Source organism: Leptospira stimsonii, assembly GCF_003545885.1.
Taxonomy (GTDB): domain Bacteria; phylum Spirochaetota; class Leptospiria; order Leptospirales; family Leptospiraceae; genus Leptospira; species Leptospira stimsonii.
On the sequence record NZ_QHCT01000004.1, the window covers coordinates 390272 to 413179 of the forward strand.

The window sequence follows — 22908 nt, forward strand, 5'->3', positions numbered from 1 at the left end:
ATCAATCTCCGAATTTGTTTTCTTCATCTAAGCTTTGTTCTTCTTCTTTGTCTTGAGCTCTTCTAAGAGATCATCCAGTTGTTCAAAACTTCCATCCCAGAATTTGCGATATTTCTCCAGCCAATCAAACGCTTCCGCGAGAGGTTTGGCATGAATTCTTCTCGGTCGCTTTTGCGCCGCCCGGCTTCTCGAAATCAAACCGGCCTGTTCCAAAACTTTCAGATGTTTCGAAATGGCGGGTTGACTCATCGCAAACGGTTTTGCCAATTCCATCACGGAAGTTTCACCCGAGGCCAAACGGGAAAGGATCGCGCGGCGAGTCGGATCGGCGAGCGCCGCGAACGTTGCGTTCAAACGATTAGAAGTGGCGAGTTTAGAATTCATTCTTTATATAACCTATTAGTTATATAAAGAATGAATAGCAAGCCTTTTTTAAAGTTTCGAGAAAAATGCGAATCTTAAAGCCGGGATTTAAGGGAGAATTTTTAGATTCTTCTTGGACTTTTTGTCACAATCGTATCGGACGAAGCGTCTTTCTTTTGAATAAACCGGGACGAATTCAATGGAAACGTTCCGGATCTTAATAGGACTTGGTTATGACGATCAAAAAAATTCACTATGTTTCCGGACTAACACTTTCCGTTTTTATCGGAGTGCATCTTTTCAATCATTTTATGAGCTTCTGGGGGCCTACTGCGCATATTTCGACGATGGAAATCTTACGTTTTGTTTATCGAAATCCGCTTGTGGAAACCTTGCTTCTTATCGCGGTCTTGACCCAAATCGTTTCTGGAATTCGTTTGTTTATTCGGAAAAGAAAGGAGGTCACCAATTCTTTTGAACAATTGCAGATTCTAACCGGATTGTATCTCGCTCTTTTTTTGACGATTCATATGAGCGCGGTTCTTACGGGAAGATCCGTTCTTCATCTCGATACGAACTTCTACTTTGGAGCGGCGGGTTTGAACACATTTCCGTTTAACGTATTTTTTATTCCTTACTATTCCTTGGCGATCATCTCCGTATTCGGTCACATCGCCGCGGTTCACAGAACGAAAATGAAACGTTCTCTTTTGGGTGCCTCGCCGGGACAACAATCCGTTTGGATCTTGATTTTGGGTGTCGTACTTACAGGCATTCTCATCTACGGTCTCACCAATCGTTTTAACGGATTTCAGATACCGAAAGAATACAAAGTGCTGACCGGAAACTAAGTTCGATCTCGATTGCGAAACGAACGAAAAGAAGAATCCTATCTCTTCTTTGAAAACGAACTCCTTCTTAATTGGTGTCTCATGCAAAAAATTGCATGAGACTTTTTTTATATGGTTGGAGATTCTAAAAATTTCCGTTTGTCAACGTCACAGTCGATTCTTTTTTCCACTGAGTCGGTTCGTGTCCGTAGACGACTTTTACTTTTGGATACGCTAAAGAAAAGGATCTCATTTTTCGAATACTTTCCAGACTTTTTACACGATCAACAACCGCTCCCGGAGTGACTTCGTTCTCAAATCCCGCTTTGAGATGGGAAGAATCGAATGTAAATAAAAATGCTCCCTCGGTTGAATTGAGTAAAACGGCTAATTCTCCCTCCGTATGTCCGTGAGCGGAAACGATCCAAACGGAACCGTCTCCGAAAAGATCATAAACTTTTCCTAATATAGGCATCTTTTGAAATTTATCTTTTTTTAGAATGGAAACGTCGAAGTCCACTTCCAGAGCGCGGGGGGCGTAACCGTGAAGAATCGAGAAAGCTTTGCTCGCGTCATCCGCTTCTTCTTCGGAGATTAAAATCCGCACAGGTCCTCTTTTCCGAAGTGCTCCCATTCCTCCGATATGATCCCAGTGCAAGTGGGAGATCAGGACGAATCTTAAATCTTCATTCGAAACGTTCAAAAGACTCAGCTGACTTGCGGAGTCGCGACCTTTTTCGGAGCGGCAGGGAATATTTAGAATCGGCCCGACCAGAGTAAAGTCGCAATGTCCTTGTTCGTCGACGGAAGGAACCCCGGAGTCCATAAGAAATTTTCCTTCTTTTGGATGTCTGACTAAATAACTCAAAGCGGGCACCCATTGTTCCACCTTTTGATTTTCAGGAGTTTTCGGATTTTTAGAATCGATCAGAATGGACGGACCGGTAAGAACGTATCCGGTCAACAGTGCTTTCACTTCGAGTCGAGTCGGCTTGGAGAATACTTCCTCCCAAGTTCTAAAACGCTGTTCCGTTTTTTGAGTTTCCTTCCAGTCCCTGATTTCCTTTTTGAGCGGAGCTCCCAAAAAACAGCCGTAAGACGACGTTAGGATCGGAATGAGGAAAAGAAAAAGGGATTTGTTGATGAACATTCGATACACTGTAAAACCTCCGGACGAATTCGGAATCTCTTGACTTCGAAGACGATCGAATACAGAATACATCGCTACTTCAAAATCACCTGGAACTTTTGTTCCAGTGATTTAAAAAATTCGGTTCGAATCCTTTCGGAGGGAAGATGGAGTTTACGAAAGAGATCGCTCAAATCTTGGAACTCAGCATATTCTCGACCATAAAAAAAGAATCCTACTGGCCTCTTCTGGAAAGAGGGAGGATCGTAAAAATCACCGCGGGACAGATGATTCCTCAGAGTTCCGATGGTACACGTTATGCGGGCTTGATTCTTTCAGGATTTTTTAGATTGTATTTATACGCTCCTTCCGGACGACAAACGACGGTTCGATATGCGAAACCCGGCGAGATGATGGGAATCGTGGGCGCAATCGTAACGGATGAAAAATCCGGAGAACCGGAAGAAACACACGTCCAGGCGTTAGCGGATTCGGAAGTTTTGGCCGTTTCCTTTGAGGACGTACGATTCTTCGGAAAAAAAACTCCGGACTTAGCATGGTTATTCGCAGAGGAATGTGCGAGAAGGGTGTACGCCGCTCTTAGGGAAGTCTATGGAATCGCGTTCACTAGCGTAAGACAAAGACTTGCCCGTCATTTGCTCTTGAACGCAATGAGTCAGGAATCTCCACCTTTTCTTTCGGTAAAACTTTCTCAACAGGATCTCGCTGATTCGATCGGCACCGTTCGAGAAGTTGTGGTTCGAGAGTTGAGAAAACTCAAAAAGGAAGGTTTGATCGAAACCGTAAAGGGAAGAATCGAAATCGTACAGCCGGGACAATTATTTCTACTTTCTGAAGAATCAAAAGAAAATTGAAGGATTAGATATTTGTAAATTACTGAAACGTCTATTTATGATATAGCCTAGACTACTTAAATTATCTTTTCGAAATCAAACTGCGTGTGTCGAAATAGACTTCGTTTCTTGTGATTTTTCCGTCTATGACTTCCACAATATCCATTCCGTATTCAATGATATTTTTTTCCTTGGTGGGGATGATCGCTTTCCATTTGAGTAAGAACCCCTTTTCGTTCGGAAAGATTTCCTCGTGTGTCCATTTCCAGTCCGGGTTATTTCTCAAAAGAATTCTGAAGTAAGGTAAGATTTTACCATGGCCTTGAAAGCCTTTTTTGGCTGTGGGATCGGAATAAAAAGCGTCTTTTGCGTAAAATGAAATCAGATGTTCCGGTTGATTTCCGGTCCATGCGGAAAGCCAGCGAATACAAAATTCTTCCGCTTCTTTTAAATTCATTCTGGGTTTACTCCTGTTTGAAAATTCGAATCGTAGTCGTTTCGTGGATCAATTCGGTTTTCGATTTTTATGAAGTTCGATTTTGGTTTTGATCTTACCGAGACGACGCAGGTGGAGACCGACTGCAAGACGAACGATTTCCGAGGCCTTGCTCTCATAGTTTTTCGCCAAGAGATCGATTTCTTTCCACCAAGATTCGGGCAAACCGACGGATCTTCGTTCCAGAGGAGCCCCCGGGTCGATTCTAGGTTGTCCGACTTTACGAACTTCCTTCTGCTTTCGTCCAATCTTTTTTGGAATCACAAAGAAGAATATAATAACCGGTTATTGTATTGTCAATGGTTTTCAAATATACATTGACCGATTTATAACGAAAGAAGAACGCTTGAAAATAGAATCGAGGAGAACTTATGATTGTAAAAATCGTTTTATGGGTTTCGTTTTTTATTTTTGGAATCAGTGTGTTCTGGGTGGAACAAAATCACGCTTCCATCGGAATAACCGGAGCTTTCGGGGTAGGTAGGTCAGCGGTCTGGCTGGCCTTTTTTAGCTTTCTATGTTATACGATCTATTGTAGTTGGCGCGAGAATCTAATTCATAGCCTTCAAAAAATGTTCAGGATGCACTGGGCGAGACAAATCTGCATCGATCTTTATCTCGGGCTTGGAATATCGATTTTCTTTATCTATTTAAACGAGGGTTCTTTCTGGCTCACCCTCTTTTGGCTGATTCCGGCCATATTCTACGCAAACTTAGTCGTCTTGTTTTATTTTGCGCTTCATTACGAAATGATCGTCGCTCGATTTTTCTCTATTTGAAAAACGAAGCGGAAATGCGCATTGGTACCTATGAAATTATAAAAAAATAGATTCGGTTCCAAGAAGTGCCCGCTTTTGTCAAGTTGGTATCAATTTGGATCTACGTTCGTGTTCGTGACTTGAAAAACGAATTCCTATGAAAGGTGAATCGTCTGATCTCAGTCTCACAGAGGAAAAAAAATTCTCCGAAAAGATTTCGGACGAGTGCATTTTGGGCGGCGTATCGTAAAACAATTCTTTCATTTTCGAATTCGACACTTTTCAAAAGAGAATAAATATTTCTTTTTATCGTATCGAAAAGCAACTCGACCGTAGAGATCTTTTGTCTCGACAGGATGAGGAGAATTAAAAGTTGCAACGAACGTATCGAATTCAGAGAGATAGAGAGAAGATAAGAATTAAAAAGAGGATTCTATTTCTGCTTTTTGCGATCATTCCTCTTCTTATGTTTATCATTCTCGTGTACGAAATACAGAAGTTGGAAAGCGATCTTTATAGAATGATTGGAATGAGGGCGCGAGCGATGCAAGACTATCTCCATCGTGTAAGCAATCAGTCCAGGGCGTTGGGCTTATCCGTCACGAATTATATGAATTATCACGAAGACGTCGCGACGGATCCGCGAATCGTTAAAAAAATGAAAGATCTTCCCGATCTGAACCGTTTTGAAATATCTCTCGGAAATCAATTAAAAGAAGACCCTGCTTACGCGGGAACTTTGACTGCGGTCGGATCGATTCATAGAGTGAATCCTTTTCTGTTGAAAGAGATCGAGGCAGTTTTGAGTTTGGGTGGACAATTCGAAACCCTCGCCGAAAAACAAAACGACGTCGTATCGGCGTATTATCTCTCCGCTCAACAGTTTCTCTATTTTACTCCAAGAATCGGTGAGGTTGCGAGGAACTTTCATTTTAAAGACGAACTCTATACGAGGCCATTCTGGGTTCAGGCGGAACCGAAAACGAATCCGAGCAAACGTCAGATCATCACGGAACTGTACGAAGATATCGGAGGAAGGGGCCTAATGATCACGATTGCCGAACCAGTATATTATCGAGATCGCTTTCTCGGAGTCGCATCGATCGATATCGGTTTGGATACGATAAAAAGGATTTTGGAAAACGGAGAAGGAATCGGCGAAAGTATGCTGATCGACGAACATAGGCATGTCATCGCAAGGAGTGGAAAAGAGGGTCTTCAGGATCTGATGAAAATTCAAATTCCTGAAATTCCTTCCGAAGTTCTTTATCGTAATGATCAGACATATTGGGCTTCCTTTGAAGTCAAAGTGGGGGATGTATATCTGATTCATAGAATCGAAGTTTCGGAATTTATTCTTTTTATCGTCAAAAATTTATTACCGATTTGGGGACTTGTTTGCGCATTGTCTGTCGTATTAATTCTTTATCTTCAGCTACGGTCTTCTATCGAACAGATATCGGCATTGATTCATACTGATCCGTTGACCGGAATATCCAATCGAAGAGGTTTCTTAAAGTTGACTCAGAAGTCCCTTGCGATCAGTAGCAGACATGGACAGACCTGGACGATACTCATGGTGGATATCGATCATTTTAAATTGGTGAACGATCAATACGGTCATGACGAAGGAGATAAAATTTTGGTAAGAGTCGCGAAGATATTGAATTCCTGTATTCGACAGACTGATGCCGTCTGTCGCTGGGGAGGAGAAGAATTTGCTATCTTTTTATTTGGCGCAAATCCCGAAGACTCGATCAATATCGCCGAACATCTTCGACAAGAGGTGGAGAATCAGGTCGTCCTCCAAAACGGAAAGGCAGTGACCTTGAGCATAGGCATATCCGAAGGCAGAGGAGGAAGACACGGTTTGGAAGAATCCTTTGTTCATGCGGATCAAGCCTTATACCGGGCAAAGTCGACCGGTCGAAATCGAGTCTGCGTCTTTGATCCGATTCATTCTTTTTGAACCGTCAATCTATAGCCTGAAAGGATTTATAGAATTCACCCGTTATACTCTTAAACTGAAAACGACATCTCTTCCAAGAGATATCAAAAATCGATTTCGTTTAGGAGTAGACGTGAAGAATATCGCTGAAATTGAATATGAATCTATTGAAATAAAAGTGGAAGCAGTTCGACATTCTTTACTGTTGATTCGATTATCCGGAGTGATCAATGTGGAAACGCTCGGACGTGTGACGGCGAAATTATTTTCGGTATTGCATGAATCCGATTCTCGACTCGTTCTTGATTTGAGAAATGTTTCGAATATAGACTCTGAATTTACGTATGGAATTACAAATTTTTTAAACGATCTTTCGAGAAGTGTAGGGCATTATTTCGTGCTCACCCGTCATGCGAAAGTTTACGATTGGATTCTAAGTTCCCCAAAGATAGAAGATGTCACTCCCATTTTTAGTTTAGAAGAATTGAGAACCACACTGGAGCTCGATTCCTTAATTCAAGAATTTGAATTCTAAATTCTATTCCTAGATGTTTTTGATTCAAATTATATCCTGAAGAGATCGAACTCCCACAGTGCGTTATGATGCGAAGTGTAGAAGGGAACTCACTCTATTGTACTAGTCTACCTGGCTGACAATAACACGCTGGCCAGGTAGATATTTTTCAAACCATTCCTCCATCATTCAATACGGGAAAATACCCTCTTTTCGAAAAATCCAATGGTTTTACTGGAAGGTTCAGGAATTCTTCTGAGGTTCTGAAGAAAAATTTTCCTAGAGGATTCTAAGCTTTATTGAATTCAACTTATAACGAGAAAGGAGAAGAATTTAATTTTAGACTAAACTTAGTTCAGTTTCGAATTCACGGATTGTGGATTTCAAAACGCTCAGCTCCTATATCTCCATAGAAAACATTCTGTCTATTTGGCCAATTTGCATTCATTGGTCAGGTAGATTTTTTTTATTCTTCTGAATTGATTCGCTATTCTTGCTTTGGGTTGAGAGTTTCAAATGGAAGGAATGGCAAATTCTCCCTTGCGTTTTCAATCGTTGCGTAAATTAGGAAATGAGCCGAGTTTGATTCTGGATTTTCTTTTTTTGTAGGAGCTGTAACAAAAATTCACCGTAAAAAAATGAAGACCCAGAGATACAAAAAAGACTTTCGATACAAAGGACTTGTCTCCTTTGTATCGAAACGTTTCGGAAGGAATTCTATCTACAAATTCAATTCTGAGAATTGATCAACTTACGAAATTCGCGGGGCGATTTTCCTGTGAATTTAACGCAGGCTCTATGAAACGAAGACGCCGAGTTAAATCCACATTCTAAAGCAATCTGCAAAAGATTCATGTGAGACTTGTTTCTCAGATTTCGTTTTACGTCCTCGATTCGATTCATGTTTAAGAAATCCGCAAACTTCATCGACATATGTTTGTTGATATAATAAGAAGCCTGATGTGTGGAAAGACCCAAATAGGAAGCAAAGTCGGGGAGTCTCAACTCTTCGTCTGCATATCCTCGAATTTGCAGAAATGCGTTGATTCTTTCTTCAATTTTGCTGAGTTCCACACCTTCTAATATATTTCGGCTCATTTCCGGAAGGGCTTCTTCTTCGTCGAAGAGTGGAATCGGATCTTCCGTTAATTGCCGTGAATCTACGACTTCAGGCGTTTTTGATTCTCCATTTACTTTGCTGAAAAGGATCGGATGGATTCTCTCAATCAAAGTCACATACGCCAGCATGATTCCCGGAATGAGTTCGGAAAACAAAAGCATCTTTGTGGATTCCAAAATCGTTCCGGAAAGATCCAAAACTAGGGAGAATGAAATTGCAAAACTGATGAACGGAAAATGATAGAAAACCGGTTCTTTTCCGGTTTTTCGAATCGTATAACTGGACCAAACGAAGGTATAAAGTGTGATGCAGATTCCGATTCCGTCACAAACACAGATATAGACGAAACTTGGCAAAACGAACGCGAATCCGATCGCTACGGGGAGAATTCCGATAAGTCGTTTGCAATAATACCAAGGGTTTTCTAGGTTCCCTAAGACGAACTTCATACAGATGAAAACCGCAGAACTGGCGTACAAAACGAGCCCGAAATAAAAACCTAAAAAGAATGGGTCTTTTAGAAGTCTCGGATCCGTTTCTTGCGGAAAGATGATTCTGTTGTTTGCCATCAAAAAGACGCTCACGCTCAATAAGATCGTTCCATACGCTTTGTTGAATTCGTTTTTTTTCCCTCCGTAAAATCTGGAAATCGCCATGATCATTCCCGTTCCGACTCCTGCCGCGTGCGTGTAGAACAAGTTTACGTCCGAGAAAACGGTGGAAGACATGATATCCGATAATGTATTCAAGTTAAACATTCGATGCGCCTCCTCTTTTATTTTCAAACATGATTGGAGGCAAGTGTAACGCCTTTCCGATTGAAATGCGTCGGCAAATATAATTGAAAATTGTTGAAATTATAAAAATCAGAATATTCTATTTTAGAATTTAAATTAATCGGAAGTATATTCTATAAATTATAGACCCCGACGATTCTTTGTCAATTTCCCCGAAGGAGTATTTGACAAAGGATCGGCCGAGAAAACCTTTCAGAGAACGAATTAGTTTTTTAGCTGAACATCGTGAGAGGAAGGGTAGTGAATAATTCTCGGCTGTGATTCTCTAAATTGTTTTGGAGACATTCCAGTTTCCTTATAAAATGCCTTATAAAAAGAAGAATTGGAATTGAAACCAACCGCAATTCCGACCGAGACGACCGAGCGCGTGGGGTCGTTGAGTAACATCGATTTTGCTTCCTCGACTCGAAATCGGTTGATGTAGTTGTTGAAATTGAGTCCCAAATGGTTATTGAGAAAATAAGAAAGCTGATGGACCGAAATACCGAGTTCTTCCGAAAGATCCGGGAGTCGAATGTCTTCATCCAAATAGATTCGTTCCTCCTTTACCATATACGCTAATTTTTCTTCAAGAGCACGAATATCGATATCATGCAGGAGAGAACGTTTGGTTAGATTCTTGTTCGACTCGATCTCCGAAAAGTCCAATATCTTTGGAAAAAGAAGGGTCATAAAGTAATAAAAGACAAGGACAAACGTCGTGTGAACGCTTGAAAGAAGGATCAGAAATTTATTTTCCAGAAGAATTCCGCAAATTTCCAAGGGAATACAAAGGGAAATGAGAACCACTAAAATCAGGATCATTCGGAAATTCATACGAGAAAGGACGGATTCTCGATCCCTCCAGATGTTGACCATCGCGATGGAGAAATAGATAATAACGTAGAGATCGGCCATAAAGAGAAAGAAATCGAGTTCTTTGCTCCCTGGCGTTTCATAGAATGTAGCGATCGGAATTGCGAGCAGGAAGGGTCCCAAAAAATTCCAATAGTAAAAGAGGGGTAATTCCGTAAATTTACGAAAAATCATCGAAGAAATCAGAAAGACAAAGGTGCCGCTTGCGGCTAACGCGATGATATCGATTAAAAATAAAAGTTTGGAAAGCCAGAGATGGTTCACCAGGAGAAGACTATTTTCGTCGATCGCCTGAAAGATAGCCGTCAGTATCAGAACATACGAAATGAGGTAATCGATTTGTTTCTGAGCGCGAATCCAATTGCCAACTCCTAAGATCAATGCAAAGCCTGCACCAAATCGAATGAGACCGATCAAGAACGTTTCATTTAAGAATAAATCTAAATTAATATTCACCATAACTCTTCATGTTCTAATTTTGGAATTTTCTGATTTCTTTGTATGAAAAACTAAAGCAAATCTTTTATAAAATCAAAATCGATCGAATTCTGATTTTTGAAAAGAATAAATTAAATTTTAAAACGAATTCTATTTCTTCTTATCAAATTCTATAAAAAATAGATCATTCTATTATGAAAGAAATGAAATTACGTTCTGATTTAAAATTACAATATAAAAAGTGAATATTACGGTATTATTGTAATTCAAATCGATCTATCATGAAATTAAATATTTTGTCGTCACAATATTCAGATTATTTGGATAAATTCTGCCCGAGCGGACATGAAAAATTCTTTTATTGATTCTGATTATAATGTGAAAGCTAGCGTTTTTTAAAAGGTGCTTGGTCAAATTTTAATCCGAACAAGAATGTACTTAAGGATTTGAAAAGAAGAGAGATCGATAAGCCAGACCAATTTTATAAGAGGCGAATCAGCTATTGTCTTGTTTTCAATCTTTTGTTCGAATTAAATTTAGAAGAAAGGAGAGCGAGAAATAAATTTCGGAAGTGGGTTTCGGAAAATGATAAGGTTCCATTTTCTTAGATCGGGAGATTGTGAAATGGGGAAGGGTTCTCTCTTCAGATTATATTTTGGAAAGTTAACTCAAAACCTCATTTCCTTCGTTTCTTTTTCAAAGGATGAATCCTCAGAAATTGAAATGGACTCAAATTTTCTCGGAAGCCAAGAATTTCTATTTTGGATCAGAAAACATTTTCCAGTCGTAAATTAGAAAAATAGAAAATTCTAATTCCACTCTGAAGGGATTTGTTGATTCGATTTGAAATTGCTTATCACTTAGGTTATAAATTGAAAGGAAAAGGATCTATTTTACTGTAAAATCTTAGAATGCTTTCTCGCTTTCAAGATGTTCCGTTGGATCGCGACCTCGATTCTCGAACCTATAGCTATGCCCTGTACAATTTCGGGGGAGACCTTTTGTATTCGGACATCGAATACGATTCTTTGCTGAAGTCGGATTCGAAACTCAGCAGAACCATCGAGAGATTTTTAGAATATGGCAATATCTATGCGCATGGGGCGGGGATTCGAAAAGTAAGAGCCGATCGCCGCATTCGGTTAGTGGTTCGTTCCGCTTTGGATCGTGTTTATAAGATCAATTTTGAAACGAACTCCAAAAGTAAGGTTGTTTTTGTTCATATCGAATCTACGACTCAGGCTTCGATCAATTCGGAAAAACACCGTGTTCAAAGATTTCGTTCTCTCCGAAATGGTCTTCTTCGCTCTCTCAAATTGCAGAGCACGTATTTTTATCTCGTCAATATTGAAATTTACAACCATCCCTTCCTTCATCAGTTCGAAAATCAGATCTATGAAGCCGTTTTTCTGGATTTACACGCTGAATTTTTAACGATCACGAATTCTCAGAATTTGGGATTTCGGGTTTCCGCAAATCAGATATTCTTTTCTTATCAGATCAACAAACCGGACGTTGATATCAATTGGATTCCTTCCAGTTTAATCTCTTATATGAAGAATACGATTCAAGTGGAAGGCCATGAATTTCACCTCAAGTTGTCGATCGGAGGTTATCATACGGCGGAATTGGATGCGACCCCGCTTCAGATTTTAAGAGGACTCCGAAGCAATCTAAATCAGGTGATTGAATATCCGTTTAGTCGCTATGCGACAGAAAGCCAAAACGACTCTTCTCAGATGATCGCAACGTATTTGTCTTTGAGAAACTCCGTTCATAAAAAAGAACTTTTTCTTCATTATCAACCGATTCTTTCCGCCGAGACAAGAACCCTTCATTCGTTAGAAGCGCTTTCCCGTTGGAATCAATCGGAAAAGGGGATGATCAGTCCTGACATATTCATTCCACTTGCGGAAGAATCGGGTCTGATCAGCTCAATCGGGTCCTGGGTGATACGCAACGCGTTTCGAGATTTTATGGAATTGAAACGACGTTGTCCGTCTTCCGACTTTATCTGTTCGATTAATATTTCTCCATTTCAGCTTAAGAATCCGGAATTTGCAGATAATCTGATTTTTTACTTTTCTAACTTAAGTCTTTCTCCTTCTTCTGTGATCTTGGAAATTACGGAAAGTCGCTACGAGGAAACCCCATTGATCATAGAACAAATGTCTATTTTGAAAAAATTCGGATTTCAGATTGCGATCGATGATTTTGGAGTAGGCAATTCCAACTTTTCCCGAATTGAAAAGATCGAAAGTGATTATGTAAAACTGGATAAAAGTCTGATCTTGGGTACGGATTCAAATTTGAGTAAAAGAAGTGTACTCAAAGCGATTTCGCAGGTGTTGCTTTCCCTCGGTAAAAAAACCGTTTTCGAAGGAATTGAAAATTCTACTCTAGAAAAGATTGCAATCGATTGTGGTGCAAATTACCTACAAGGATTTCTTTATGGAAAGCCTTCGAATCTTTATGATCTTCCTTTTCTTACACTCGCAGGTGGACCAAAGTAAAATTCTTTAAACTGAAGTCGAAAATTTATTTCATACACGGACGGGTCTAAGTATGATTCGTTCTTCGTATACGCCTAATGAACGTTATACGGGATAAAAACGAACTCCAATTGTAGGTCATTTTGTAAATGTATGGATGCCATTCGTAAAAAAGTGTTCCAGTTATAGAATGCGGCGAAGTATCTCTGAAATCCTATACACTCTACAAAGTATAAGAAACAATTGAAATTTTAAAAATTCGATTGTCATTCTTCCTTTGAAAAGAGCGAATAACGTGGAATTGAATGGAACCCGGATTTGGATTCGATGTTAGATTCCGTTTCGTGAATACGAGTAAAAAAGGGAGAGGAAAGGTTTTTTTAGAGAGGAAACAAATGCAGGTTAGCAACGAGTTCGTTACGTTCCATGGGAAAGGAGCCGCCACAAGAGTGATGTGGATTAAGCTCTCCGGTGTAGTTGACAACCGTTCCATTATGAATGTGAGGGATGTAATTCTTTCGATTCTCGACGATTATTCCGGGATTTACATTCTGGATCTAAATCGAATTGAAAACGAGGACTTCCCCAATCTTACGAATTTTAGAAAGATGATCTCCGATTCGATTCGAGTGAATCAAAACTGTATTCTCCTTTCGGATAGTAAGAAATTGGAACTCTGGATCGAAAATTACAGCATCTTCAATGGAACATACTTGGTAAAAGATCCGAATGAATTGGATCAACTGATTTCAAATAAGGTCGAGGATGATCTTCTTTTTGAAAATGTCTCGTCGGAGGAACCGGACATTCGTCTACACTTGGACTATTTGATACAAGACGGTTCTTAATTCAAAACTCGAATTCTTTTTTGAATTCGGAGAGATTATTATTTGCTCTACGATCAACCTACTGCTCGTTATCGAGAGTAGGTGTTTTCAAACAATTCTTCCTTCCTGAAATTTCAGTAGCTCAAGCCTTTGTCGACTGCCGCGTCCAAGTCAATCACCATCGATATCAGCTTATCCAATCGAGTGAGCTCGAAGATTTTCATGATTGAACTAGGTATGGAATAGAGGACCAATCCCCCCTTTACCTGTTTCATCAGCTTCGCCTGTGTGCTGATCAAGACCGCCAAACCGGAAGAATCGATATGGGTCGTTTCGGAAAGATCCAAAAGAAGGACGGTGACTCCTTCGTCGATCTTATCCGTGAAAACATCCTTTAATTTTTTGGAGGAAAAGATGTTAATTTCTCCTTTTGCTTTTATGATGCTGATATTCGGTTTGAGACTTTGTTGTACATGTGAATTCGATACGATCTCTACTGAAAGTTCATCTTTCGAGTTGTTGGTTGTTGTCATTGTATGTTCCTAAAAGTTAATGTTTATTTTCATTTCGATTTTTTGCTCTTTCCCAAGCGACGGTTCTAATGGACGCTCCGTTTCTCGAAATAACAACTCGTATGTGACAGGGAACGTTAAGAGAGTCGCATTAAAAATATAGGTGAGCGCCAGGGAGAGGAGGAAAATTTGGTTGAGTTGTTTGTGCCTTTGAAATTCGTCGTTTTCCGATTCAAGCCAAAGAACGGATCCGTTTCCCTGTGGAATCAAGGTCGGTGCTCCGGAATTTGCTTTTTTTGCTTCTAAAAATTCATGGAAAGCGCCTGATACAAAGAAGGCCGTCAATCCCATGAGCGTGTATCCGGATTTTGTATGCCCTTGTTTTTTTAAATAATACCCTGGAATTAAATAGTCGATGAGCGTGACGGAGGTTTTGTTGTTTGAACTTTTATCTCCATCTTTTTTCGGATCTTCTCCTAGGACGCAAGTGAGAGTTTGGATCTCCTTTTTTAGAATTTCAATCGGAGCTTCGGAAAATTCTTTTTGCAGAAAAATGGATTCTCCGTTTATCCTTTCGATTTTGAAAAGAGAATCATGACTTTGTTCCGATACGATTCGAACGCGAATTCCTGTTTGTGATATTTGTTCTAAAATTTTGGCAGAAGGTTCTTCGATGGTAAGTTCCTTTAAATCTGGAAGAGGAATTCTTAGATAACGATTTGTTTCATCCATGTAATAGACGGTCTGCGAACTCAGCTTCAAAAGTTTTAAGCCGCATTTTTTTTCGGATTCGTTTTTCGGGCTAAAACATAGGCCGTTACCCGTTTCTTCGAAAAAGAGTTCTAGGATTTCCTTTTTTTCGATCTTTCTTTCGATTCCGTCGATGATAATTACGATATGATCGTTTTGCCCGTCACCATCCTTCCATTGGCCCGTTACGATTTCTCCGGTTTTTAAGACGACACGATGCGCCTCGATTTGCATCGTAAGAAAGAGGAAAAGAGCGACTAACGCGAAAATTCGATTCATTTGGATAACTCGATTGTGATCGGTGAGGTTAGATCGATCTTCTGTTGTTTTTTATTTTCGATCAGAGTGATGGATTGATCGTCTTCGAAGATCGCTTTCAGAAAAGAAGTTGTTTTGGAATCTTTTACGAATTTCAGTTTGGAATTTCGGACCGGTTTTTTCTCGAGAGAGATCGATTGGATCGTATAAGTCGGAAGGGTGATCGGAAAGTGTGTGGAAAACAATTTTGTCCGATCTCCGTCGATTAGGATCCTTTCTCCGTAAACCGGTGCGGCGTCCGCAATATGAACCGCGATGTAATTCCGAATTTCGGCGGCTTTCGCGGCTTCGTCCGCTTTTTTTAGAAAGGATTCGGAATTCGCGATGACTTCTTGTATCGGAGTTTTTAGGACTTCCTTAGAAGAATTCGGTTCTCTGGTTTGTTTCGATTCTTCTTCGCCGAGTTTCAATTTTTCCGCCGATGTTCGGATCGTTGCGGCTTCCGAAACGTCACCGAGGCGTTCTGCGTTCCTGTCCGAAATTCTCGCGATCTCGGAACCTGCGTTGTAGTAATGACCCAACATCAAAAGACGTCGGTTCGCTTTGATCGCGATCTCTTTGTCCGTATCGGAGAATGCAAGTTTAGCGTATTCCGTGATCGCTTCGTTTTGATTTCCCGTCTTTTCCAGAGAATACGCACGGAGGTATTTCATCTCAGCGGAACGAAGTTCCGTTTTGGCAATTTCTTCCAATACTTTCGCGTAATTTCCCTTTGCAAAGTAGGCTCGAATTTTCGCCTCCGGGCTTTCAGAATTCGCTTCGATTTCCTTTGCGTTTTCCTTGGATTTGAGAATCACTCCCGTCAAAATTTCCGCGTCGTTTGCAAAACTACTTCCCGGATTGTTTTCTAAGACCTTCTGTAAGTCTTTGATAGCCGCGTCGAATTCTCCCTGAGCCGCGAGACAGAAACCTTGGTGTAAAAGAATGAATCCGCTTTCCTCGCTCCCTTTGGGAAAGGAGGGAAGCGTTTCGGAATACGCGTTGTAGGCGTCCTTATAGGCTTGATTCCTTTCCAAACGAAAGGCACGTTCTAAAGCACGGATATTGGAAGAATTGAGTTCAAAGTGAATCGGCGGTTTCCCCGTAACAAAACGAACCGCATTGATCAAACCTGATCCGAAATTTTGCCAGAAACTCGTTTGAAAAGAAGGAAGCCCGTCACTTTCTATGAGAGAACTCTGAAGATTGTTGAGATTCATCTCCGCTCGGAGATTTTCTTTGTTGGAGAGAATACTCTCAAACTTGGATCTTAGGATTTCGCTCGAAAAAGAAAAGTTGAGCACTTTCCTTTTTTCTAATATTACTTTGAGTTCGAAGAGTTTGGTATCAAGAACGATCAAGCCGAAGCACAAGATAATAAAAAAGCCGATGACGGCGATAAACGCGCTCTTTTTCATATTAAGCGATCTCTAAGATTCCAAAAGTTACGTCGTCCGGAAAATGATTCGCGAAGGAATGAAGATCGGAACGTAAGCGAGACAACAATTCTTCCGAAGGAAGTTCGGCGTATTTCTGAAACGTTTCCACAAGGCGATCGTCCCCGAATTGTTCTTTGGTAGGACTTTCCGCGTCTAAGATCCCATCCGTGTAAATGAGAATCTTGTCCCCCGGTTCGGTTCTAATTTTAAGAACCTTGTAAGGATCGGGAATCCCGATTCCCAAAACGAATCCGGTCGAATTCAAGGTGAGAATCGTTTTCTTGTTCTTACGGAAATAGTAGATCGGATTGTGGCCGGCGCTACAGAAGTAGGCGGAGCCGTCCTTTTCAAAGAGAAAAAAGATTCCCGTGGCGAAAAAGGTGCCTTGTAGAGTTTCGAAAAGATTGTCGCTGAGTCGATTGAATACCTCGGCCGGATTGATCGTTTCTTTCAGAATATCCTGCATATTGTAGTGAATGATAGAAGTGATCAAGGCCGCCGAAACCCCGTGGCCCGTCGCATCCGCCAAGAAGAATGCCGTGCGAGCCTCGTTGATTTCGATAATGTCGTAGATATCTCCGCTGACCTCCCGCATCGGTTGGTAATGAACGTTTGCGTGGATCAAACGAAATTGTTTTCTTTTTCCGGGAAGAAAACATTCCTGAACGTTCTTTCCGATTTCTAACTCCGTTTGGATCTGTGTATTTTTGAGATGAAGCGCATCAAACTGCGAAGCGATCTGTTCCGCCATTCCGTTGAACGTATTTCCTAACGCATCCAGCTCGTCTTGGGCCGATTGATTCCAAGAAACCCTGGCATTCAAATCTCCGGTGGCCATCGTTTCACTGACTTCTTTGAGAAGAAAAAGACGGATAAAGATCTTACGATAGAGAAAGATTCCAAAAAGAATATGAAAACCGAACCCCCAAACGAGCAGAAGTCCGAGCTGAATATAAAGGGAGCGAAGACGATCGATCATTTCCCGCATTTTGATTTCGGAGATGAGGAACGTCTTCGGGTTGAGAAAAAAAATCAGATGAACAATGAATTGATCCGAATCCAATTCGATATCGTAAGAAGTGTTGAGCGCCGCTTTTGCGCTTGAAATCTTACTCAATTTTGATTTGAGATCGGAGAATGGGGAAACCGCGCCGTTGGAGAGAAGTGTTTTAGTTTTTTCAAGCGAAGTATCTTCGATCTCTAAAACGGTAAAATTGGTGAGACCGATGCTAAAAAGTTTACTCTGAAATTCGTTGATCTGAGAAGAATTTTGATAATCGACATTGCCGAACGATTCTATCTTTTTGAGAATTTCTCTCGCGACTCGATCCGATTCCAGAGTAAAATTCGAAATCAAAAGGTCGGTTTGATTTTCGAAAATCATAACCGCGACAAACGTAAGGTTCACCACGGTTAGGATCGTATAAATGACGATAATCTGTAATCGAAGAGACTTCTTCATGACCAAGATAGATTATCGTTTTTAAATTTTCAAAAATCATTGCATTCTATAAATTGGATTCTTTTGTTTCATTGGATCGAATGCAAAGTTGATTCCGTTTCGGAGTGTAATTCTTCCATTCGATTCTTTCCTAAGAACCAATAGTAGAGCGTTGGAACCGCAAATCGACTGAGAATCGTCGCCGCAATTTCCCCGAAGATCAGAGAAACGGCGAGTCCTTGGAAGATCGGATCCAAGAGCATGATCGCGCTTCCGACGACGACAGCGGACGCGGTGAGAAGCATGGGTCGAAATCGAACTACGCCTGCGTCGATCACCGCTTGTTTGAGCGGTTTTCCCAAACGAATCTCGGATTCGATAAAGTCCACGAGAATGATCGAATTTCGAACGATGATTCCCGCGCCCGCGATAAAACCGATCATCGATGTTGCGGTAAAATAGGCTCCCGTAAACCAATGTCCCGGTAGAATCCCGATCAAAGAGATAGGGATCGGCGCCATGATGATCAGCGGAAGGAAATAATTTTTAAACCAACCGAGAACGAGGACATAGATGAGAATCATCACAAGAGCGAAGGCTCCTCCCAAATCTCGGAAGACTTCGTATGTGATAAACCATTCTCCGTCCCATTTTACGAAAACTTGATCGGTGTTTCGCGGAGTTTCCGCCGTTCCGGTCGGGTAGTGTATCTTCGGCGCCAATTTGAGAATTCCATAGACCGGCGCTTCCTCTGCTCCGTAAAACTCGCTCGTGACGTATTCCACTGATCGCAAGTTCTTTCGGTTTAACGTAAGATTCTCACGAATATAAGAATTATTTAATACACTTTCGGAAGGAATCGATCCGCTTTCCAACGAAGAAACCGTCATCGGACGAAACGGCGCCTGAGAGGAACGAATTCGATCCGCAACCGATAGATCTACAGTGATTTCTTCCGGATGAATCGCTTCGGATAGGGAAAGAATCGGCGTCTCGGAAAAAAGAAACTGTCCGTCTCTCGCGATCGTTTCCGAACGTACTCCCAACACTCCTCCGAGATTGGAATCAAACGGATAGACGATCTTCGGTCTTCCCGCCCTCAAACTCGAATCCAGATCGATGACTCCTTCCTGTTCGGAAAGAATTTTATGAATTTCGAATGCGGTTTTCTTTCGTTCCGTTTCGTTCGGTCCGTAGACCTCGGCTACGAACGTGGCGAGTACGGGAGGTCCGGGAGGAATCTCCAAGACCTTTGTGATCGCGTTCTCCATTCTTCCGAAATTAGCGATCTCTTCACGCAATGACTCGATGATCTCGTGACTTTTGATCGATCGATGTTCCTTGGATTTGAGAACGACGTGAAGATCGATCTGCCAATCCGATTTTCTAAGAAAGCTGTGTTTGACCATTCCCGAAAAGGAGAAGGGAGCCGCTTCTCCTCCGAAAATTTGTACCTTCTCTACATTCTCATTCTTTAATATTCCTTCCGCGAGAATTTTGGAACGATCGATACTTTTGGAAAGGGGAGTTTTCGGATCAAAGTCGATCAACACCTGAAACTCGTCTTTATCGTCGAAAGGAAGCATCTTCACCTTTACCGCTTTGAACGCGACCAAGGAGGAAGCGAGTAGAAGAAGTCCCACGATCCCGACTCCGAATTTGAGGGAATTCACTTTCGATGCGAGCAACCAGTCGACTACCCGTATGTAAATTCGATCCAGTTTGGAAATTTTTTCTTTCTCGGAATGTGAGTGAGTCGTTTTCAAAAGTCGAACACTGATCCAAGGAGTTACGATAAACGCGACCAATAAGGAAAGAAGCATCGCAAGACTCGCTCCGACGGGGATCGGTTTCATATACGGACCCATCAGCCCTCTCACGAACGCCATAGGAAGAATCGCCGCGATCACGGTAAACGTCGCGAGAATCGTCGGATTCCCCACTTCGGAAACGGCTTCGATCGTGGATTCTAAGATTCCTCGTTTTGGATTTTCTTTCAGGTGTCGTTCTATGTTTTCGACGACCACGATCGCGTCGTCGACCAGGATTCCTATCGAGAAGATAAGAGCGAATAACGTGACACGGTTGAGCGTATAACCTAAAAAGTAATAAAGAGCCAAGGTCAATGCCAGCGTTACCGGAATCGCCACTGAAACCACAATGGAAGCCCGAAAACCCATCCAGAGTGCGATTAGGATGCTGACTGAAATTGTCGCGATCAAAAGATGTTCGATCAATTCTTTCGACTTTGCATCCGCTGTGGAACCGTAGTCTCGGATCACGGACATCTTTACGTCTTGCGGAAGACGCTTTCCGAAACTTTCCGCTCTTTCTAAAAGTTCTTGGGATAGAGGGACCACGTTCGTTCCTTTTCTTTTGGAGAAGCTGATTGTGACCGAGTTTTTTTCTTTTCCGTCGATGGTTTTATCGTAGAGAATGGATTGTTTATTTCTTTCCTGCGCACCCTCCGCAATTTCAGCGACGTCTGAAACTCGGATCACACGCCCTCCGCGTTGTGCAACCGGAAGAGAACTTACGTCCTGTAACTTGGAAATCGTCGTTCCCACTTCTACGTCGTATTTTTTTTCCTTTCCCCAGTTTTGTCCGACCGGAAGAAACGTATCGTTGAGTTTTAAGGCATTGGCTATGTCGGAGATGCTGATCCCGGAGCGATTCATTCGAGAAGGGTCTGCGATTACACGAACGGAACGTTTTCTGCCTCCCAAAAGTTCAACCTTGGAAAGATCCGGAGTTCCGGAAAGATCTCTTGCTAAAGGAGCGACTAACGTTCGTAAGGAGTAATCGTCTCTCTGATCGGAGCTAAACGATAGCGCTAAAAAAGGGACGTCGTCGATCGTCAAGGATCGAACGGTCGCCGGTGCCACGTTAGGCGGTAACTCTCTTTGGACTTCCATGAGTTTGTGGTGAATTTTTACGAGAGAGGGTTCCAAGGGTTGTCCGACTTCGAAACGAACGGTGACGATCGCACCATGATCACTACTTGCGGAGTAGACGTATTCTACACCTTCCAAGCCCCAAACCGCTCTTTCAACTGGTTCGGTGACTTTGCGTTCCACTTCGTAACGGCTAAAACCGGGAGCGGAAAGTTGAATGTCGATCATCGGAACCGAGATCTGTGGTTCTTCTTCCTTCGGAGTCAGAAAGACCGCGATGATTCCTAAAAAGAGACTCGAGAAGATAAGAATCGGAGTGAGTTTGGAATGAACAAACGCGAGTGCAATCCTCCCCGCGAAACCTGTCTTCTGTGTTTGTTTATCTTTCATTGGAATTTCCTCTTTTTGAGTAGATGGAGAGCTCGCCTCGAATTCTCAGATATTCCGATTCGGAAGCGGTTTTCATTTTGAGAAGTTGGACCATCGCCGAAAAGGATTCCGCGAGTTGAGGTGCTTGGATGGTTCCGTTGCGGAAAAGTTTTTGAGAAACCTGTAATTGCTCCTCTTGGATTCGGACCGATTCATAGATCGATTTAAGGTTTTCCGAAAGTGTTTTTTCCTGTTGGAGAAGAATTCTAAAATTACTTTCCTCTCTGAGTTTAATCTCTTCGGATTTTTTTTTCGCTCCTTCTGCCTTCACTTTTGCTTCGTCTAACGCGCCTATGTCGGTCGGACTTAAAAGATTCATTTGCAGATAGATGCCGGCGTTGTAAGAATTTGCAAAATTTCGATTCCCGTCGTATGCATACGTTTCCGCGTAGGCCGCCACTTTGGGTAAGAATTTGGATTTTTCCGAATTCACGGATTCTTTCGCTCCGTCCGCATAAGCCGAATAAGCATCCGAGAGAGGAGTATGACCTGATTCTTGTTCGCCCGGAAGAGGAAGATATTCTTCCACAAACTTAAGGAGAGTGTTCTTTTTCGGTTTAAAATCCTCGGGAAGATCAACGGCGAGAAAGTGAAGAGTTTCGTCTGCGCTTTGTCGAACGGTCTCCTGTTCTTTTTTAGAAACATCTAATATAAGTTGTAATGACTTCAGCGCCAAGGATCCGGAAAACCCCACGAGGTTGGAGCGGTTCCCTAACTGATATTGGTTTAGGAAGTCGGAGATTTTACGATGAAGATTTTCAGCGATCTTTCCGTTTTCTTCGGCAAGAAGAATGGATTGATAAGCGACAGCGGCGTTCGAATATTCGCGAAAACGAATGTATTTTTCTTCTGCGTGAACGGCGTTCAATCGTTTCTCTTGTATAAGGGATGCGGATGATTTCCCTCCGCCTTCATAAAGAGGAAGTTCTATTCCCAAGGTCCCTCGGGCGTAGGTTTGAGAGCCCGGATTGTTCAGTGTGTCTTTTGCGAAAATATTCGCGGTATTCGAATTCAAACCGGTGTAGGGTTGATTATTCGTATCCAAAAAATTGGAAGGTTGAGAACGAACGCTCGCAGTGGAGAAGTCCGATTGAGTCGCCGATCTTTGTCCGAGTTTCCCCATAAAATTCAGAGCAGGATCGTTTGTCTGATAGGAACGAACATCGGCGTAAATTTTTGGGAGCCAGTGTTTTTTAGCACGATCCTTCGAGATTTCCGTGGCTTGGACTTCCAGAGCTTTCGATTTTAAGTTGGGGGCCTGCGTTTGAATTTTAGTCCATACTTCCGAAAATTCAAGAACGCTATCGGCGTAAACCTCGCCCCAAAAGGGCGAGGCGAAAAAGGCGAAAAGAATCGGAAGAATTCCTGAAAAGGATTTCATCTCCTTTCTCCTTGAATCTCACGAAGAGAGGGGATTCCGAAACTTTTTAAGATCAGCGACATCGGACAAAAGCCCGCGAATGCAAAGAGGATCATATTGATTCCTACGAGGAAATTCAATAGGAAACCCCAAGGGTTCACGAGTAGTCCCAAAGTAACGCCTATCAAAGATACGGTGCCTGCTATCAAAAAAAGTAGCCTTTCTCTATACCAACGGTTCATCTCATTCTCCTTAGTATATACCCTGTGGGGTATATACTAATTGACATACCCACAGGGGTATATGTTTTTGAAAAGAGATATTTTAATTCTAAAATTTAAGAATTAGAGCTTTTGAGGGAAGAG

20 protein-coding genes are annotated in these 22908 nt (G+C 41.8%); 7 read left to right on the forward strand and 13 right to left on the reverse strand.

The features are described from left to right. Window positions 1-27 precede the first annotated feature (27 nt). Complete coding sequence (locus DLM75_RS16365) at window positions 28-384, reverse strand: ArsR/SmtB family transcription factor (RefSeq protein ID WP_118969557.1); 357 nt, start codon at window positions 382-384, stop codon at window positions 28-30. Between the two features lie 212 nt (window positions 385-596). Here DLM75_RS16365 and DLM75_RS16370 point away from each other — a divergent pair, with 212 nt between their 5' ends. After that, window positions 597-1214, forward strand: a complete 618-nt coding sequence (locus DLM75_RS16370) for a hypothetical protein (protein WP_118969558.1) — start codon at window positions 597-599, stop codon at window positions 1212-1214. A gap of 124 nt (window positions 1215-1338) precedes the next feature. On the opposite strand, the gene DLM75_RS16375 is transcribed toward DLM75_RS16370, so the two are convergent. Continuing rightward, entirely contained in the window at window positions 1339-2415 is a 1077-nt protein-coding gene (locus DLM75_RS16375) for an N-acyl homoserine lactonase family protein (protein WP_241547954.1), read from the reverse strand. 74 nt (window positions 2416-2489) lie between these two features. Between DLM75_RS16375 and DLM75_RS16380 the strand changes: the two genes are divergently transcribed. After that, window positions 2490-3197, forward strand: a complete 708-nt coding sequence (locus DLM75_RS16380) for a Crp/Fnr family transcriptional regulator (protein ID WP_118969559.1) — start codon at window positions 2490-2492, stop codon at window positions 3195-3197. Between the two features lie 61 nt (window positions 3198-3258). Here the strand turns inward: DLM75_RS16380 and DLM75_RS16385 are convergent, their stop codons facing one another. Together DLM75_RS16385 and DLM75_RS16390 are read right to left on the reverse strand one after the other, a co-directional pair. Next, entirely contained in the window at window positions 3259-3633 is a 375-nt protein-coding gene (locus DLM75_RS16385) for a nuclear transport factor 2 family protein (protein WP_118969560.1), read from the reverse strand. 48 nt (window positions 3634-3681) lie between these two features. Beyond that, complete coding sequence (locus DLM75_RS16390) at window positions 3682-3936, reverse strand: hypothetical protein (protein ID WP_118969561.1); 255 nt, start codon at window positions 3934-3936, stop codon at window positions 3682-3684. A gap of 107 nt (window positions 3937-4043) precedes the next feature. On the opposite strand from DLM75_RS16390, the gene DLM75_RS16395 reads away from it, so the two are divergent. From DLM75_RS16395 to DLM75_RS16410, 3 genes are all read left to right on the forward strand, one after another. Further along, window positions 4044-4451, forward strand: a complete 408-nt coding sequence (locus DLM75_RS16395) for a hypothetical protein (protein WP_118969562.1) — start codon at window positions 4044-4046, stop codon at window positions 4449-4451. A gap of 352 nt (window positions 4452-4803) precedes the next feature. Further along, complete coding sequence (locus tag DLM75_RS16405; protein WP_241547955.1) at window positions 4804-6399, forward strand: sensor domain-containing diguanylate cyclase; 1596 nt, start codon at window positions 4804-4806, stop codon at window positions 6397-6399. Further along, window positions 6377-6913, forward strand: a complete 537-nt coding sequence (locus DLM75_RS16410) for an STAS domain-containing protein (RefSeq protein WP_118969564.1) — start codon at window positions 6377-6379, stop codon at window positions 6911-6913. Before DLM75_RS16405 ends, DLM75_RS16410 begins: the two co-directional genes overlap by 23 nt. Before the next feature lie 708 nt (window positions 6914-7621). Here DLM75_RS16410 and DLM75_RS16415 read toward each other — a convergent pair. Then, the gene (locus tag DLM75_RS16415; protein WP_118969641.1) at window positions 7622-8770 is read right to left on the reverse strand and encodes a helix-turn-helix domain-containing protein; all 1149 of its coding nucleotides are present in this window, start codon (window positions 8768-8770) and stop codon (window positions 7622-7624) included. A gap of 243 nt (window positions 8771-9013) precedes the next feature. After that, on the reverse strand, window positions 9014-10123 hold the full coding sequence (locus DLM75_RS16420) for an AraC family transcriptional regulator (protein WP_118969565.1): 1110 nt from the start codon (window positions 10121-10123) through the stop codon (window positions 9014-9016). An 890-nt stretch (window positions 10124-11013) separates the two neighbouring features. On the opposite strand from DLM75_RS16420, the gene DLM75_RS16425 reads away from it, so the two are divergent. Further along, window positions 11014-12615, forward strand: coding sequence for an EAL domain-containing protein (locus DLM75_RS16425; protein WP_118969566.1), 1602 nt, complete (start codon window positions 11014-11016; stop codon window positions 12613-12615). Window positions 12616-13046: 431 nt separating this feature from the next. Then, window positions 13047-13442 (forward strand): hypothetical protein, encoded by a 396-nt coding sequence (locus tag DLM75_RS16430; RefSeq protein ID WP_118969642.1) that lies wholly within the window; start codon window positions 13047-13049, stop codon window positions 13440-13442. Between the two features lie 113 nt (window positions 13443-13555). Here DLM75_RS16430 and DLM75_RS16435 read toward each other — a convergent pair whose 3' ends face one another. The 7 genes from DLM75_RS16435 to DLM75_RS16465 form a co-directional block, all read right to left on the reverse strand. Continuing rightward, entirely contained in the window at window positions 13556-13954 is a 399-nt protein-coding gene (locus DLM75_RS16435) for an STAS domain-containing protein (RefSeq protein WP_118969567.1), read from the reverse strand. 9 nt (window positions 13955-13963) lie between these two features. Then, window positions 13964-14962 carry an LB_137 family protein gene (locus DLM75_RS16440; protein ID WP_118969568.1) on the reverse strand — a complete coding sequence of 333 codons (999 nt, stop codon included), beginning with the start codon at window positions 14960-14962 and terminating at the stop codon, window positions 13964-13966. Continuing rightward, entirely contained in the window at window positions 14959-16398 is a 1440-nt protein-coding gene (locus DLM75_RS16445) for a tetratricopeptide repeat protein (RefSeq protein WP_118969569.1), read from the reverse strand. Before DLM75_RS16445 ends, DLM75_RS16440 begins: the two co-directional genes overlap by 4 nt. A 1-nt stretch (window position 16399) precedes the next feature. Further along, a complete protein-coding gene (locus DLM75_RS16450; RefSeq protein ID WP_118969570.1) occupies window positions 16400-17881 on the reverse strand; it encodes a SpoIIE family protein phosphatase in 1482 nt (493 codons plus the stop codon). Window positions 17882-17949: 68 nt separating this feature from the next. Further along, window positions 17950-21144 carry an efflux RND transporter permease subunit gene (locus DLM75_RS16455; protein ID WP_118969571.1) on the reverse strand — a complete coding sequence of 1065 codons (3195 nt, stop codon included), beginning with the start codon at window positions 21142-21144 and terminating at the stop codon, window positions 17950-17952. Beyond that, window positions 21134-22564, reverse strand: a complete 1431-nt coding sequence (locus DLM75_RS16460) for a TolC family protein (RefSeq protein WP_118969572.1) — start codon at window positions 22562-22564, stop codon at window positions 21134-21136. The genes DLM75_RS16455 and DLM75_RS16460 overlap by 11 nt, the downstream gene beginning before the upstream one ends. Continuing rightward, window positions 22561-22785 (reverse strand): YgaP family membrane protein, encoded by a 225-nt coding sequence (locus tag DLM75_RS16465; RefSeq protein ID WP_118969573.1) that lies wholly within the window; start codon window positions 22783-22785, stop codon window positions 22561-22563. The genes DLM75_RS16460 and DLM75_RS16465 overlap by 4 nt, the downstream gene beginning before the upstream one ends. Window positions 22786-22908: the final 123 nt, after the last annotated feature.